The sequence below is a fragment of the Mangrovihabitans endophyticus genome (genome assembly GCF_014646155.1).
Classification (GTDB): Bacteria; Actinomycetota; Actinomycetes; order Mycobacteriales; family Micromonosporaceae; genus Actinoplanes; species Actinoplanes endophyticus.
This window is the reverse complement of record NZ_BMMX01000002.1, coordinates 380,732-396,321: the sequence shown is the minus strand read 5'-3', so window position 1 is coordinate 396,321 and position 15,590 is coordinate 380,732. Positions and strand designations below refer to the sequence as shown.

Genomic DNA, 15,590 nt, shown 5'->3' with positions numbered 1-15,590 from the left:
GGATCCTGGCCGTAGTCGACCAGCCCGCCTCGATCGGTGCCCTGCCCGTCGCGGTCGCCCGCGCGTGCGGGCATCAGGTCGGCTACCTGCCCGGCCTGGTCATGCGCCGCCTCGCTGACCTGCATCCGGGCACCGCTAAGACCGATGCCCGCGACGCTTACGTGATCGCCGACGCGGCCCGGACCTTGCCGCACACGCTGCGCCGCGTCGACGCCGGCGACGACACCCTCGCCGAGCTGGAGATGCTGGTCGGCTACGACGACGACCTCGCCGGTGAGGTCACCCGCATCGCCAACCGCATCCGAGGGCTGCTCACCCAGATCCACCCGCCGCTGGAACGCGTGCTCGGCCCGAAAGTGCAGCACCCGGCCGTGCTGGAGGCGTTGTCGCGGTGCGGCGGTCCGGCTGGGCTGCGCAAGACCGGCCGGTCGAAACTCACCGAGGTCGTCAAGCCCCGGGCTCCGCGCATGGGTGCCCGCCTGGTCGAGCAGATCTTCACCGCCCTGGACGCCCAGACCGTTGTCGTCCCTGGCAGCACCGCAGCCGAGACCATCCTGCCGAGGCTGGCCGGCAGCCTGCGCGAGCTGCTGAAACAGCGCGATCAGGTCGCCGGCCAGGTCGAGGAGATGCTTGATGCGCACCCTCTCTCCTCGGTCCTGATCTCGATGCCCGGCATCGGGGTCAGGACCGCAGCCCGGATCCTGCTCGAAGTCGGTGACGTCGCCGCGTTCCCGACCTCCGGCCACCTGGCCGCCTACGCCGGTCTCGCCCCGGTGACCCGCCGCTCGGGCACCAGCATCCGCGGCGAGCATCCACCCAAGGGCGGTAACAAGCAGCTCAAACGCGCGTTCTTCCTGTCCGCGTTCGCCTCGCTGTCCGACCCGCTCAGCCGGGCCTACTACGACCGCAAGAGAGCCGAAGGCAAGAAACACAACGCCGCCCTCATCTGCCTCGCCCGACGCCGCGTCGACGTCCTACACGCCATGCTCCGCAACTCGACCCCTTACCAGCACAAACCGGCGAAAAAGCTCGCCCTGGCTGCTTGACAGAACCTATAGGGACACCCCCCGTGCTCGTCTTGGTGTTGTTCTCCCTGCTCAGTGCGGTGAATCGTCTCAGTCATCACAACTGCTGCACCCGTGGTGCTCGGGCGGCTCGTGTGCACGTCGACGCGATGAGTTCGCAGGAGTTCATGATCTGATTACCGATGACGAATGTGACGTTCTTGCATCAGTCAAGGTCAATATAGCCGCGCGCCGCGCGGCGATTGTCAAGCGCCTATGTGTTCAGGATTCCCGGCTGACGGTGTCACGGTCGAACACTGCGGCGGGCGATCGTCGGCATGCTTGATCGGCCTATCGGAGGTGGTCCGGCATGGACGGATATCCTCGGATAAGTGCTGGTTGCGTTCCGGGCGATAGCGTCATTCATGGGTTGGCGGTGTGCAGGATCTGGTTACGCCGCACCGGGTGCCGCGGCCCGGCCGGTCGGGGCGCGGGCTCGGCGAGCAGGCGCGTGGGGTGAACGGTCGCGTCTGCTTCACAAGAACTCTTGTGACTGGATCGCTGAGCCGTTAGCGTCGTATGCATGTCCAGCAAGGCCCGAGGCTCCGGCCCTGCACGCAGCTCTGCGCAACAGGACATCCACCTCGACCAGGCGCGGCTACGCGCTCTCGCGCATCCAGTGCGTCTGACCGTCCTCAGTAGGCTGCGCCAGCGGGGGCCCTCCACTGCCAGCCGGCTTGCGCGTGAACTCGACATCCTGCCCGGCACCGCCAGTTATCACCTGCGACAGTTGGCGGCCCACGGGTTCATCGTCGAGGTGGTCGGGCAGGGGACGGGACGCGAACTCTGGTGGCAGGCCGCGCACCAACAGTCGATCCACGACCCGGCGGCGTTCGCCCCGGAGGACGAGCAGGCGAGTCGGGCCTACACCCGAGCCGTCGTCCTGGCCCGGGCCGACCTCCTCCGCCAGGCGGCCGACGAGGTGCCGCTGCTGCCGCAGCAGTGGGCGAACGCCAGCGTCTTCAGCGACGTGCTGCTGCACCTCACGCCGGCGGACGCCGTTCGCCTTAAGGACGAAGTCCTGGCGGTGGTGGCGCGCTACCGCGACCGGGAGACCGACCACACCACCGCGCCGGCACCGCTGACCGTGCAGTTCCAGGTGTTCCCGGTGCCCGGCACCGTGGGCCTCGAGCAGGACCCCTCATGACCGTCGAGAGAGCCGTGCCCGCGCGACCCGCCTACCGCGACCCGAACGTCCTGAGCTGGCTGACCGCCTACACCGCCTCGGTGACCGGGGACCTGGTGTACTTCCTCAGCCTCACCTGGGCCGCGACGCAGGTGGCCGGTCCTTCGCAGGCCGGCCTGGTCATCGCCGCCGGTGCGCTGCCCAGGGCCATGCTCCTGCTGTTCGGCGGTGTCGTCGCCGACCGGTTCGGCCCGCGGCCGGTTGCCATCGTCAGCGACGCGACCCGGTGCGTGATCATCTTCGGGATGGCCGCGGTCGCACTCGTCGCGCCTCTGCACATCTGGCAGTTGGCGATCGTCGCGGCGGTCTTCGGCACGGTGGACGCGATGTTCATGCCCGCCGTCGGCGCGTTCCCCCCGCGTATCGCCGCATCGGACGAACTGGTGCGGATCCAGGGCATGCGGCTGTTGTCCATCCGGTTCAGCAACGCCGTCGGCCCGGTGCTCGCCGGGGGCGTGCTGGCAGCTTTCAGCGCGGGGGGGTGGGTTCGTGACCTCCGGCGTGCTGTTCGGCGCGTCACTGCTGCTGCTCCTCGCCGTACGGGTCAATGCCCGGCCGGACTCCGCCGAGCACGCGGCGAACGGGAGGCACGGGCTGCGGGACGGCTTGCGCTACATCCGCGACCACAAGGCCCTCCTGCCACTGATAACGGTGGTTGGGCTGAGCGAGATGTGCTTCAGCGGCCCGGTCGGGGCCGGGCTGGTGCTGCTGGCCGACGAGCGCGGGTGGTCCACCTCCGGCATGGGATGGATCGCCAGCGCCTTCAGCATCGGCGCCACGGCAGCGTCGCTGCTGCTCACCGTGCGCGCCACCATCGCACGCGCCGGGCAGGCCATCGGCCTGTCGCTGCTCGTCACCGCGGCGGCCACGGCCGCGCTGGGAAACGCCGGCACCCTGGTCGCCGCGATCGTCTTCAGCGGCCTGGTCGGCGTGGCGAGCGGGCTCACCATGGCGGTCACCGGCGGCCTGGTCCAGACAGTGGTCGACCCCGACTATCTGGGGCGGGTGACCTCGGTGACCACGCTGTTCACGCTGGGACTGTCGCCTGTGCTCTTTCCTGCGGTCGGCTTCACCGTCGACCTCTGGGGCGCCGCCGTGTTCTTCACGGGGTGTGGCGGCATCTGCCTGCTCGCGGCGATCGTGGCGCTGACGGCCCGCTCGGTACGGGACGCCCGGCTGAGCCCCCCGGGCGCCGTCGGGTCAGTCGGTGACCTGACGGCCTGCCGCCGGTTGCCCGGCCGCGTGGCACGCGCGCAGCCTTGCCGGGGGCGCAACGACGTGGTGCCCGGCGGCCTCTCACGTAAAGGTGTGATTGATCATGGCGAATCCTTTCGAGGACGAGGTAGGCAATTACCTGGTGCTGGCCAACAGCCAGGAGCAGTACTCCCTGTGGCCCGCCCGGCTCCCCGTGCCCGACGGCTGGCGGACCGTACACGGCGTGGACACCCGGGCAGCGTGCCTGGCGTACGTCGAAGAGGTCTGGACCGACATGCGGCCGGCCGGCCTGCGGGACGCGGCGCAGCAGGCCGCCGGATGAAACGGTGCGGGGTAGGGGGCCGATGGTGACATAGCCCGGCCGCCCGCTCACCCCTCGAGGCGTGCCACCAGCTCGCCGATCCTGGTGTCGGGCGCCGAGCCGGACAGCAGGGAGGGATGCCTGCTGCAGGCGCTTCACCAGCGCACGCACGGTCGCGGGCTCGAACAGGTCCTTGCTGTATTCGAGCTGGCATTCGATGCCCTCGGCGGTTCCCGCGGGTCCGCGCCGTTCGAGCATCTTGAGGGTCAGGTCGAACTTCGCGACCCAGGGCTCGACCCGTACGGGCGTCACCTCGACCCCGGCCAGGCTCAGCCCGTCGCTGGGCGAGTCCATGAAGCTGAACATGACCTGGAACAGGGGATGGCGGCCCGGCGCGCGTTCCGGCCTCAGCGCCTCCACGATCCGCTCGAACGGCACGTGCTGGTGCGAGAACGCCGCCAGGTCGGTGGCCCGCACGCGCTCCGCGAGGCCGGCCACCGTCGGATCGCCACCCAGGTCGACGCGCAGCGGCAACGGGTTGAGGAAGCACCCGACAACATCGGCGAGCCGCTCGTCGAAGCGGCCCGACGACGGCGTGCCGATGATCAGTTCGCTCGGTGCGCCCGAGCCGCGAAGGGCGAGCAGCAAGCCCAGGTGCAGGGCCATGAACAGGGTGATCTCGGTGCGGGCGGCGAACTCCAGCAGGCCCTGATGCGCCGCGGGCGGAGGCTCCGCCGTGGCCACCCCGCAGGCCGGTGCGGTGGCGCCGGCCGATCGTGGAGAGTCTGTGGGTGGCAGTGACTCCGCCGGGGCGTCGGCGAGCACCGAGACCCAGGTAGCCAGTTGGTCGGCCAGGGAACCCGTGCCGGTGGCCTGTTCCTGTTGCCACCGCGCGAAGTCGCCGTAGTCGAGCGGAAGGGGCGCCCACTGCGGCGCCGTGCCCCGGACCCGTGCCGCATAGGCGGTGCCGAGGTCCCGCTGGAGGGTGCTCAGGGAGATGGCGTCGGTCGCCCCGTGGTGGGCGCCAGCGCCAGCAGGTGCTTCTCGGGGCCGGTGGGCACGAGGTGTGCCCGAAATGGGGGATCCTGGGCGAGGTCGAAGGGCTGGGCCAGCAGCTCCCGCAGCCGATGCCCGGGATCCGGGCTGCCGCCGGCCACGACCTGCAGGCCATGGTCCTCCGTCAGCGGAAGGCGGTACGGGTACGGAACGCCACGCTCGCTGCGGATGGCCGTGCGCAGGACCTTGTGCCGCCGCATCGTGTCGGCCACCGCTCGACGGCCTGGATCTGGCCGGTGCGATCATCACGGCGGACGCGTTGCATACCCAGCGCGAGCATGCCCGCTGGCTGGTCGAGGAGAAGAAAGCCGGCTACGTGTTCGTCGTCAAACGCAACCAGCCGCGACTGTATCGGCAGGTCAAGGCCTTGCCCCGGGGGAAGATCCCCCAGCCTTGGATGCCACCCGCGATCGCGGGCACGGCCGCTACGACATCCGCGAGTTACAGGCCGTCACCTGCCTCGGAGCATTGACACTGGACTTTCCGTACGCGGTGCAGGCGTTGCGGATCCGGCGCCGCCGCTACAACGCGGCCACCGAACGCTGGTCCACCGTCACCGTGTACGCCATCACCAGCCTCACCGCGGCTCAGGCCGGCCGTGGTTCGCGCTGCCGACCATCGTGCGCCCGTACAGGCCGCAGATGATTAGGCCCCGGAACAGGTAGGGGCGGCTGCTGCGACGTCGCGCCCGTCCATCTCGCTGTTGGTGCCGCGGCGGCTGATCGTCTGCTGGGCACGTTCCCAGAGGTCGGTGGCGACCAGGGGGTGTGGGCCTGGGCGCGGGACCACACCCCCTGGGCCGGATCGTTCCAGCGGCGGCGACCCTCGTGGCCGAGCGCCAGGATCCTCCAGGTCTTGAGGCTGGCGTTGGCGCGTTCGCCGGTGGCACGGGTCCGGGCGTGTGCCCGGTTGACCTTCTTTGCCAGGCGGAGAGTTTCGGCCGGTAGCGGTGCCGTTTGAACGAGGTCCGGACGCTGCCGCGAGCACCCTGGTAGGCCTTGTCAGCGAACGTCATCACCTTCGCGCTGGCCAAGGCCTCGATGATGGCGTGGGAGCGGGCTGCGGTCAGGTCATGGACGGCACCCGGCAGAGCGGCCGACGCCCAGACGAGCCGGCCCGCTGCGTCAGCTATGACCTGCACGTTCACGCCGTGGCGGCGGTGTTTGCCGGAGTAGTAGGGCTTCTGGTCGGCGACCCGGTCGATCGGGATCAGGGTGCCGTCGAGGATCACGTACGCGAGCAGCCGGATCCGGGTCATCGCTGTGTCAAGGTCGTCAGCGGTGGCGGCGAGCAGGTCGATGGCCTCGCGGACGTACCGCCACGCGGTCGTCACGCCGATCTCGAAACTGCAGGCCAGACGGGTCAGGGTGTCGCCGTTACGCAGGTGAGCCAGAGCGAGCAGGGCTTGCCGGCCGGGGTCGAGACGCCGCCACCGGGACCTGCGCCGGCTGCGGTGGGCTCGGATGAGGTCGGCGAGGTGGTTCAGGCTGCGAGTGGACAACGGAATCGCGGCAGGGTAGGACAGCACAGCGAGGCTCCCGGTTGGGGCATCTGATCTTGGTCGACTGCTGTCTTACCGGGAGCCTCGTCCTATGTCGACTCCGGTGGTCCGCCCCTACCGTGACCTGCACCGTCACGATGAAAAGGGCTCACTGGAGTCGCATGATCTCCGGGACCGTATCGTCTCGGCGCGACCTCATAGCGACTACTAGCAGTTTCGGTTCAGTGCATGACGAAGTCGACCACAAGATCATCGCCAGAACCGAATTCCGTGAGCGCTGACACCGATGGGCTGAGTTCATATGTGCCCGAGGCCGCCATCCGGGACGGTTTGGGCCGTGCCGCCCTCGAGCAGGCCGCGGAAGGGCTGGTGGCTGCGGCTCTCGAGCGGGGCGGCCCGGACAACGTGACGGTGGTCGTCGCCGACGTGATCACGACCGGCGGGTACCTCGCCGACTGATCGAGGACGCACAAACGCCCCCCACCGTTCTCGGTGGGGGCGCTGCTGTGTCTGCCGGTCAGGGCGTCCAGCCTGCGCACACCCGCTTACGGAACCGGGTGTACGCCGCGGGCAGCGTCCGCATCGGCCACCGACGTGTCACCCGGCGCGCCGTCGACGGCCAAATCCACACCGATCGTCGCCAGCGCCAGATTGTGCTGGGCGACCGCCGCCGCCAAATCCCGCGACTCCTGATCCGGAAACCCGGACACGTCATCGGCGAAAGCGTCCGACTGGTCCGGGACCGCGTCCAAGTGGAACCGGACGATCCCCGCATAGCTGTCACCGGTCCGCGACACGGTCCGTGATCGCCACGACTCGTAGGCGCGGGTCACCGCCGAACACTCCGCCTCCGGCACCTCCGATGCAACCGACGGGCTGACCTGCGGCCGGGCGTCCAGGTCGGCGGCGGCCTCCCCGGAACACCCGGACAGGGCGATGGCAGCCGCCACCACCGTCGCGAGCAGCCGCCTCACGCCAGGGGGACCTTCACACCCGCCGTGAACATGCTCTCGTGCAACACCACCGACACCAGCTCCGTCCCGGCCGGCACGTCGAACACCAACTCGCCCTTCACCGTGTTACCGGGGTTGATGTCCTCAAGGAACGTGGACGAGTCACCGTTGGCGTAGATTGCCGCCCCGGAGTCCACCGAGAACTCGGTGCCGTCCGCGTCGTACGCCTTCTGCGACGAGTCGTTGAACAGCTCCGCCGACTTGCCCACGTTCTTGACCTGCACGTGCACCATGCAGAACTCGCCCTGGGCCTTCTGCCCGAACTCGCCACCCACCTGCTTCTGGCCGCACTCCATGCCGGTGACGGTGAACTGGAACTTGCCGTCCGTGGCCGGGATGTTCAGCTTCCCGGCGACGGCGTTCTTCCCGGAGTTGTTGGCGTCGGCCTCGTCGATGGCGTCCACGGCGGCCTTGCTGCCGATCCCCACGACCGCGGCGATGCCACCGCACAGCAGCAGGAACGCAAGGAAGATGCCGCCGACGATCCACGGCCACTTCTTCTTCCGAGCCTGCGGCGGGGGCGGGTAGGTGCCGGGCGGGGCACTCGGGAGAATTGGAATGTTCTCCAGCGGACCGGGTGTGGACTGGGAACGCGGACAGGGCCCAGTCCGTTCCTCCCCTGGCCGCGGCTGACATTCTCACCGACCAAACCGCCACTAAACGGGGTGAACACGCCGCAACTAGCACCAAATGTCGCCGGGAGTGTCCGAACGGCTACGCCCGGCGGATCACTCGTCCAAGCCCAAAATCCGCACCACCAGGCCCGGATTCGCCAACGCCGCATACCAGGCCGGTTCCCTCGTCAGCAGCAACACTTGAAACGCCGTCGCCGCCCTCGCCGCCGAAGCCACATCCGCCGACCCGAACAACGCCTGCGCCGTCCCCAACTCCCGCCACGACGGCGCAGGCACAATCCACACCTGCTCGTGAGCGGCCAAAACATCAACCCGGTCCGGGTCGGGGGCTTCGCTGTACGCGGCGGCCAGACACAGTTGCGGCACCGCCACCACGCACCTGTTCTCAGCGACCTGTGTTGCGCCCCGGGTGGTTCTGCTCGACCCCGCCCGGGCGCCCCGCGACGACGACGGGCCCGGAGTCGACCGCGCCACGTTGGCCGCGCTGATCACCGCGATCGAGGAGCTCAATCGATGACCCCTGCCACCGCAGCCGCCCTGGCCACGGCCATCCTCGACGAGACCGACCGGGTCGTGGTCGCTAAACGCGACGCCGTGCGAACCATGCTGCTCGGTGTGCTCGCCGGCGGGCACATCCTCATCGAGGACCACCCCGGCCTCGGCAAGACGCTGATCGCGAAATCGTTGGCCGCCGTCCTCGGCCTGTCGTTCACCCGGATCCAGTTCACCCCGGACCTGATGCCCGCCGACATCACCGGTGCCGTCTACCTCGACCCCGCCAGCAGCGACCTGCGGTTTCGGGCCGGCCCGGTGTTCACCCAGATGCTGCTGGCCGACGAAATCAACCGGGCCACCCCGAAAACCCAGTCGGCGCTGCTGGAAGCCATGGCCGAACACCACGTCACCGCCGACGGGCACACCCACCGACTGCCGCAACCGTTCATCGTGCTGGCCACCGACAACCCGATCGATTTGACGGCACCTACCCGCTACCCGAAGCGCAACTCGACCGGTTCACGCTTCGGAGAACGATCGGCTACCTCCCCGCCGACGACGAGGTCACCTTGCTGCACCGGCACCGCAGCCCCGGCCGGCCCGCACCCGACGCGCTCACCGCGGTGGCAGACGCCAACAGCGTGGCGGAACTCCAAACCGCCGCGGCCGCGGTCGAGGCCGACCGCCGCATATTGACTTACATCGTCGACCTGCTCACCGCTACCCGCCAGCACCCCCGCATCACCGTCGGAGCCTCCCCGCGGGCCGGACTCGACCTGCTCGCAGTCGCCAAAGCCCACGCGCTGCTCGAAGGACGCGACTACGTGCTACCCGACGACGTCAAAACCCACGCCGTCAGCGTGCTGGCCCACCGGCTCACCCTGACCCCGGAGACGTGGGTCCGCGACATCAGCGCCGCTCAGCTAGTCACCGACATTCTGGCCGAGACCGCCGTACCCGGCGGCCCCAGCACCACATCCCAACCCGAGAGCCGCCGCCAGCATGGGGCGCTGCGATCATGACCACTCGGACACTGGCCCTGACGTGGCAGCCGTCGCCTCGCGCGCGGCGGCTAAGCACTGTCGCGGTCCTCGCGCTGATCGCGGCCGTGCTCACCGGCCGACCGGCTCTACTCGTGCTGGCCGCCGGCCCTTTGGCGGTACTGGCCGCCGGAACCCACATCGGCCGCCCGGCCACCGTTACGGTCACCGCGGACCTCGACACCCGCCGCTGCGTCGAAGGCGATCCCGTCACCGTCACCGTCACCGTCCGCGCGGCCGCACTCGCGGCGAGCACGGATGCTCGATTGGTCGCCGCACCCAGCGTCACCGTCACCCCGGTTCCCGCCGCCGACGGCGGTGTCCGCAGATGCACGTCGACTGCACGGACGATTGGCAGATGTTTCACGCGACCGCTGTTATGCCGATTGCTGCGCCGACCGTGCTGCCGCGGCCGGAACGTCTCGCCGGCACGCCGGCGACGAACACGGTGCTCAGCCGCGTCGGCGAACACCCGAGCCGCCAGGGCGGTTCGGGGATCGAATTCACCGCCATCCGCCCGTACCAGATAGGGGATCAGCTGCGGGATGTGCACTGGGCGGCCAGCTCCCGGCAGCGGCGCACCATGGTCACCGTCCGCGCCGCCGACCTGGCAGCTGACCTTATCATCGCGATCGACGTGTTCGGCGACATCGCCGGCACACCGCAGCAGTCGACTTTAGATGTATCCGTGCGCGCCGCCACCACTCTGGTCGGTACCGCGCTGGCGCACCGTGACCGCGTCGGCGTCATCGCGGTCGGTGGGCTGTTGCAGTGGCTGACCCCCGCGACCGGCCGCATACACCTGTACCGCATCGCCGACCTGATCTTGTCCACCCGGGCCGCGCAGATCAGCGTCGTCAACCCCGACCCGAGCCGGCTACCGGGCCAGATGCTCCCACCAGACGCGCAGGTCATCGTCCTGACCCCGCTCGCCGACGAGCGGATCATGCCCGTGTTGCACAACCTCGCCCGGCGGCGGCTGCACACCAGCATCATCGACGTACTCGGCCATCCCCGCCCGAATCGCTCTGCCGGTTCGATCGCCTTCGCCCGGCGACGGCACGCCACACCCCACGGTGATGACCTTGCCGAGCGGCTCTGGCAGCTCGACCGCGCCGCCACCCACGCCGACCTGGTCCGCCTCGGCATGCCGGTGCAAGTCTGGACCGGCGACACCGCCCTGCAACTGACGATCAGCGATGTTGCCCGCGCCTGGCAACGAAGGCGACCATGATCGCCCGGCTACCAGGGCTGGCGATTGGCACCGCGATCGCCGCGATCCTGGTCACCACCGGCCGACCGGTCACCGGCGGGCTCGCGGCACTCAGCGTGGTGTTCGCCGTGGCGGCCACCCGCTGGACGGGCTGTGCCACCCCCTCCGCTGCCAGCGCCATTGCCGGCCTGACCGCTGATCAACTGCCGCCCTCGCCGCGGCTGACGACCGGACCGACCGTTGTGCTCGCCGTACTGCTGACCGCCTACCTGCTCATCGCCGACGGCCCGTTCATCCGGCCACGCACCTGGGCGCCCGCGCTGGCCGCTATCACTGCGATCGCGATCACCGTCGCAGCAACGGCACTGCACCTACCGGCGCCCGCTGTAGTGGCCGGGCTCGCCGCGGTCTCCGCCACCGCGATCGTTGCGGTGCACCCCCTGCACCACACCGAGAACCACGGCCATCACTCATGAGCACGACCCCACGGAGGACACGGGCAACGCCCCGGCAACTGGCCACCGCAGGCCCAGTCATCACCGCCGCGACAGCCATCGAGGAGATTGCTGTCCGGCTCCGGGAGAACCTGCCGTCATCATCCATGCCGCCCTGCCCAGCAGACGGCCGTAACCGGCGTCCCGGCCCTCGTCGTCGCCGGCCACGTCGGCCGCGGAACCAGATGCGCACCTGCCATCAGCGCGTTACCGTTGACGTTGTGCCCGCCCTGGCGGGTGCAGGCGATGAGGCTCGCCGTCAACCGCCCTCGCGCTGATGGCCTCTACCACGGTTCGGACCAGCCGGTCCGGGCTGTTTGGTGTCGAGGCCTGCCGCTGCTGCCGGTCTCGCTGTCGACCGGGAGTCACGCGATGAACGACAAACAGTCCCACAAAGTGCACCTGCGCTGCTCGGCCGTGGTGCTGCGCGGCGACACGATTCTGCTGCTGCAACGCGACGCCGGCGACTGGGTACTGCCCGGCGGCACCCCCGGATTCGGCGAAGGCACCGCAGCCTGCGCCATCCGCGAAGTCCGCGAAGAAACCGGCCTGTCCGTCAACGTGCTGTCCGTGGCGTTTCTGCTGGAAACCACCAACCTCGACTACGGCCAGCACCTGATCGAGATCGTCTTCCAGGCCGAAGCCGCCGACCCGCACGCCCAGCCGCAGCCCTGCGAACCCGGCCTCACGCCCTCGTTTGTAGATCTGGCGGACATCGGCCGGTTGCCGATGCGCCCACCGATCGCCGGGCACCTGCGCAAACTCGCGTTCACCCCCACCCACGGCGCCACCGTCTACCTAGGCAACGTATGGCGCCCCAGCCCGTCACTGGGGTCACGAACGGCCGCCGAGCCGCAACTACTGACTGCGGACACCCAGGTCAGCGGCACCGCCACGGTCGGGACCGCGCAGTGACCACGGCCGCCGGGTTCGCCAGCATCTTGTTCGACGACCCGGCCGACCGCGCCGGCATCGACGCCCGGCACGAGCCCGATGTCTTCGGCGACCTCAACCTCGACCAAGTCGTCGCGGCGGTGACCCGTGGCCGCGAAACCTACAACCTTGCCCCTTACTTCTACACCCCGGTCCACGAGCGCACCGTCGGCTACCGGCACGACGTGCTCCGGGAATTGCAGCAGCCGGACGTGCGCGGCGCGGTGACCGAGTTCGCGAAACAAATGCGGGCGGTGCGCCGGCATCTGGAGCAGGTGAAGGCGCTGTACTACCAGCGGCAGAAGCAGCTGTGGTTCCTCGACGCGATCCACCTGTACTCCCAGGCGGTCACCGGCCTGACCGACGCCCTGGGCGAGCTCAAGCTGCGCTCACACGGGCTGAAGGGCCTGCACGCCTTCCTGCAGTCGTATGCCGCCGGCCCCGAGTTCAGCGACCGCGCCACCGAAGCGGGCCGGCTACGCGAGCAGCTGACCACCATCCGGTACACGATCGACATCCGCGGCGACCGGATCCGGGTCGGCCGCTACGCCGACGAACCCGACTACAGCCGGGAAGTCACCGACACCTTCGCCCGGTTCCGGCAGGGCGAGGTCAAGGACTACCGCGCCAGCTTCCAAGACTTGGCCGACCTCAACCGCGTCGAAGCGACCGTGCTGCAATACGTGGCGAACCTGCACCCCGACATCTTCGACGCAGTCGCCGCGTTCGTCTCCCGCCACGGCGGCTTCCTCGACCCGGTCATCACCGATTTCGACCGCGAGGTCCAGTTCTACCTGGCCTGGATCGACTACGTCGGGCTGCTCGGCACCCACGGCCTGAAGTCTTGCCTTCCCGTGGTCTCCACCGCCAGCAAACAAACCCGGGTCCGGCAGGCGTTCGACGTGGCCCTGGCCGACAAACTCACCCAGAACGACCGGCCGGTGGTCTGCAACGACGTCGACCTGGACGGCGACGAACGGATCCTGGTCATCTCCGGCCCGAACCAGGGCGGCAAGACCACCTACGCGCGGATGTTCGGCCAGCTGCACTATTTGGCCCGGCTCGGCTGCCCCGTACCCGGCGCCCGCGCCGAGCTGTTCCTGCCCGACGGCCTCTACACGCACTTCGAACGCCAGGAAGTCGCCACCGACCTGCACGGCAAACTCGAAGACGACCTGATCCGCGTGCACCGCATCCTGGAACACGCCACCGGCGACAGCGTGGTGATCATGAACGAGATCTTCACCTCCACCACGCTTGAGGACGCGCTGTTCCTCGGCGAGCGGATCATGGACCGGCTCCTCGAGCTCGGTTGCCTCGGCGTGTACGTCACGTTCGTCGAGGAACTGTCGCGCATGGGTGAGGCGACGGTCAGCATGGTCTCCACCGTCGACGAGCACGACGCGGCAAAGCGCACCTTCAACGTCGTGCGCCGCGACGCCAACGGGCTGTCGTACGCGCTGAGCATCGCCCAGAAGTACGGGCTGACCTACGACACGCTCAAGGAGCGGATCGCATGAAAACGTTCCTGCTGCTCGCCGACCGCGACCTCGACCCGGAACAGCCGCTGCCGTTCGGCACCGACGACCTCGTCCAGGACCTGCACCTGGACACCCTGTATGAGGCGATGAGCGGTGGCGACGACTTCCTGGCCGAGGTCGTCCGCCGGGTCGTTCCCGTCGGCCTGAGCGACGTCGAGGAGATCCGCTACCGGCAGGACGTGCTGGCCGACTGCGCCGCCCATCCCCAGGTAATCAGCGACCTGTACACCTTGACCGTGGACGCGATCAAGGGTGAGAAGAAGAGCTACTTCGGGTTCGGGTTCCTGCACTCCAGCCCCGACCTGGTCCTGCACCGTTCGGTCGAGGTGCTGCAGATGTTCGCCGGCATGCTACGCCGGCTACGGGCCATCGCCGACACCCACGGCGCCGAGTTCCAGTCGGCCGGCTTCACCCGCTTCTTCGCGATGATCGCCGAGGAACTGGACGACGACTACCTGACCGGTCTCGACGAGCACGTCAAGCAGCTGCAGTTCCGCGACGGGGTGCTGATCAGCGCCCTGCTCGGGCGCGGCGGCCGCGGCATCGACTACGTGCTGCGCCGGGCGGTCAACCGGCCGAGCTGGTGGCAGAAGCTGACCGCCGACGTTCCCGAGACCTACACCTACCGCATCCCCGACCGCGACGAAGCCGGCGCCCGCGCCCTCGGCGAGCTACGCGACCGCGGCGTCAACTTGGTCGCTAACGCCCTCGCGCAGTCGACCGAGCACATTCTGGCGTTCTTCACCATGCTGCGCACCGAACTCGCCTTCTACCTGGGCTGCCTGCGGCTGCAGCAACGCCTCGACCGGCTCCACGCCCCGCTGTGCCGCCCCGAGCCGCAGGCCGCTGAGCGGGACGGGATCGCCGCCTCGGGCCTGTACGACGTGTGCCTGGCGTTGCGGGCACCGCAGCAGCAGGTCGTGCTTAACGACCTCACCGCCGCCGACACCCGCCTGATTGTGGTCACCGGTGCCAACCAGGGCGGCAAATCCACGCTGCTGCGCGCGATCGGCCTGGCCCAGGTGATGATGCAATGCGGCATGCCGGTCGGCGCCACCAGCCTCACTGCAGGGATCCGTTCCGGGATCTTCACCCACTTCAAGCGGGAAGAAGACGCCGGCATGGACAGCGGGAAACTCGACGAGGAGATGGCCCGCATGGCGGGCATCGCCGACCACCTGCGCGGGCACGCCCTGGTGCTGTTCAATGAATCCTTCGCCGCCACCAACGAGCGGGAAGGATCCGAGATCAACCGGCAGATCATCCAAGCGCTCACCGAACGACACGTCAGCGTCGTCACGGTGACCCACCTGTACGACCTGGCCCACCAGATGCAGAGCGCCTCCCCGGAGCATGCAGTGTTCCTGCGGGCGGAACGCCGGCCCGACGGTCGGCGCACGTTCAAGGTTGTTGCGGGTGAACCGCTGCCGACCAGTTACGGCGCCGACCTCTATCACGACATCTTCGGCGCCGACGAGCGCGCCAAGCAACCGGCGGCCCCGTGACCGGCAGCCACCGCACTGCCTGAAGAGGCCCTCCGCGGCCGGGACTGGTGAGGACGTGGCGGTCACGGCAGGGCTAACCGCAGATCGGCGTCGTTGTCGGTGCTGGTGTCGGCCGCGACCGTGTCTAAACCGCAGAGGCCGGCGGGTACGGTCTCCGCCGGCCCCGGCCCCGGCGCAGCAGTTACAACCGGCCGGTACGGCTGAGCCGTGGGCCACGCGGCCGTGGGCTTGCAGGTTGTAGGCGGTGCTGCCGCCCAGCGCGGCGTCGACGTTGTGCCCGACCGGGTCGACCTCGTCAGGCGCGCGCCGCTTGTCGTGCACCCCGGTCGGGCACGCCGCCGGATCGGCCAGGGAGCAGAACGTCGAATCCGGGTCACTCGGCAGGTCGACGTGGGTCA

At 69.3% G+C, this 15,590-nt stretch carries 14 protein-coding genes, 4 pseudogenes and 1 riboswitch; of the genes and pseudogenes, 12 read left to right on the top strand and 6 right to left on the bottom strand.

The window, feature by feature from the left end:
- From IEY73_RS06280 to IEY73_RS34505, 4 genes and pseudogenes are all read left to right on the top strand, one after another.
- Window positions 1-1,046, top strand: a 1,046-nt coding sequence (locus IEY73_RS06280) for an IS110 family RNA-guided transposase (protein ID WP_189078101.1), incomplete at its 5' end; no start/stop codon positions are given.
- A gap of 541 nt (window positions 1,047-1,587) precedes the next feature.
- Complete coding sequence (locus tag IEY73_RS06275) at window positions 1,588-2,211, top strand: winged helix-turn-helix domain-containing protein (RefSeq protein WP_189078100.1); 624 nt, start codon at window positions 1,588-1,590, stop codon at window positions 2,209-2,211.
- A pseudogene (locus tag IEY73_RS34365) lies at window positions 2,208-2,666 on the top strand (MFS transporter); the annotation flags it as partial. The gene IEY73_RS06275 and the pseudogene IEY73_RS34365, both read left to right, overlap by 4 nt.
- A 73-nt stretch (window positions 2,667-2,739) precedes the next feature.
- Window positions 2,740-3,816 carry an MFS transporter gene (locus tag IEY73_RS34505; RefSeq protein ID WP_444543369.1) on the top strand — a complete coding sequence of 359 codons (1,077 nt, stop codon included), beginning with the start codon at window positions 2,740-2,742 and terminating at the stop codon, window positions 3,814-3,816.
- A gap of 148 nt (window positions 3,817-3,964) precedes the next feature.
- Here IEY73_RS34505 and IEY73_RS34355 read toward each other — a convergent pair.
- Window positions 3,965-4,759 (bottom strand): annotated as a pseudogene (locus IEY73_RS34355) (condensation domain-containing protein); the annotation flags it as partial.
- Entirely contained in the window at window positions 4,756-5,034 is a 279-nt protein-coding gene (locus IEY73_RS33405) for a hypothetical protein (RefSeq protein WP_229715598.1), read from the bottom strand. The pseudogene IEY73_RS34355 and the gene IEY73_RS33405, both read right to left, overlap by 4 nt.
- 181 nt (window positions 5,035-5,215) lie before the next feature.
- Between IEY73_RS33405 and IEY73_RS33400 the strand changes: the two genes are divergently transcribed.
- Window positions 5,216-5,467: a hypothetical protein gene (locus IEY73_RS33400; protein WP_229715616.1), complete on the top strand. Its 252-nt coding sequence runs from the start codon at window positions 5,216-5,218 to the stop codon at window positions 5,465-5,467.
- Between the two features lie 194 nt (window positions 5,468-5,661).
- Here IEY73_RS33400 and IEY73_RS06250 read toward each other — a convergent pair.
- A pseudogene (locus IEY73_RS06250) lies at window positions 5,662-6,350 on the bottom strand (transposase family protein); the annotation flags it as partial.
- 243 nt (window positions 6,351-6,593) lie between these two features.
- Between IEY73_RS06250 and IEY73_RS06245 the strand changes: the two are divergent.
- Complete coding sequence (locus tag IEY73_RS06245) at window positions 6,594-6,782, top strand: hypothetical protein (protein ID WP_189078099.1); 189 nt, start codon at window positions 6,594-6,596, stop codon at window positions 6,780-6,782.
- 86 nt (window positions 6,783-6,868) lie between these two features.
- Here IEY73_RS06245 and IEY73_RS06240 read toward each other — a convergent pair whose 3' ends face one another.
- From IEY73_RS06240 to IEY73_RS06230, 3 genes are all read right to left on the bottom strand, one after another.
- Entirely contained in the window at window positions 6,869-7,297 is a 429-nt protein-coding gene (locus IEY73_RS06240; RefSeq protein WP_189078098.1) for a hypothetical protein, read from the bottom strand.
- Entirely contained in the window at window positions 7,294-7,764 is a 471-nt protein-coding gene (locus IEY73_RS06235; RefSeq protein WP_229715596.1) for a DUF4352 domain-containing protein, read from the bottom strand. The genes IEY73_RS06240 and IEY73_RS06235 overlap by 4 nt, the downstream gene beginning before the upstream one ends.
- A 300-nt stretch (window positions 7,765-8,064) precedes the next feature.
- Entirely contained in the window at window positions 8,065-8,346 is a 282-nt protein-coding gene (locus IEY73_RS06230) for a hypothetical protein (protein ID WP_189078097.1), read from the bottom strand.
- 138 nt (window positions 8,347-8,484) lie between these two features.
- On the opposite strand from IEY73_RS06230, the pseudogene IEY73_RS06225 reads away from it, so the two are divergent.
- The 6 genes and pseudogenes from IEY73_RS06225 to IEY73_RS06200 all read left to right on the top strand — a co-directional run bounded on the left by IEY73_RS06225 (window position 8,485) and on the right by IEY73_RS06200 (window position 15,192).
- Window positions 8,485-9,488, top strand: a pseudogene (locus tag IEY73_RS06225) (AAA family ATPase).
- A 376-nt stretch (window positions 9,489-9,864) separates the two neighbouring features.
- Complete coding sequence (locus tag IEY73_RS06220; protein ID WP_189078096.1) at window positions 9,865-10,740, top strand: DUF58 domain-containing protein; 876 nt, start codon at window positions 9,865-9,867, stop codon at window positions 10,738-10,740.
- Window positions 10,737-11,195: a hypothetical protein gene (locus IEY73_RS06215; protein ID WP_189078095.1), complete on the top strand. Its 459-nt coding sequence runs from the start codon at window positions 10,737-10,739 to the stop codon at window positions 11,193-11,195. Before IEY73_RS06220 ends, IEY73_RS06215 begins: the two co-directional genes overlap by 4 nt.
- Before the next feature lie 251 nt (window positions 11,196-11,446).
- Window positions 11,447-11,507, top strand: a riboswitch (Fluoride riboswitch).
- Between the two features lie 78 nt (window positions 11,508-11,585).
- Window positions 11,586-12,128 (top strand): NUDIX hydrolase, encoded by a 543-nt coding sequence (locus IEY73_RS34350; protein WP_229715595.1) that lies wholly within the window; start codon window positions 11,586-11,588, stop codon window positions 12,126-12,128.
- Window positions 12,125-13,666 (top strand): MutS-related protein, encoded by a 1,542-nt coding sequence (locus tag IEY73_RS06205; RefSeq protein ID WP_189078093.1) that lies wholly within the window; start codon window positions 12,125-12,127, stop codon window positions 13,664-13,666. The genes IEY73_RS34350 and IEY73_RS06205 overlap by 4 nt, the downstream gene beginning before the upstream one ends.
- A complete protein-coding gene (locus tag IEY73_RS06200; RefSeq protein WP_189078092.1) occupies window positions 13,663-15,192 on the top strand; it encodes a MutS-related protein in 1,530 nt (509 codons plus the stop codon). The genes IEY73_RS06205 and IEY73_RS06200 overlap by 4 nt, the downstream gene beginning before the upstream one ends.
- The last annotated feature ends 398 nt before the right edge of the window (window positions 15,193-15,590 follow it).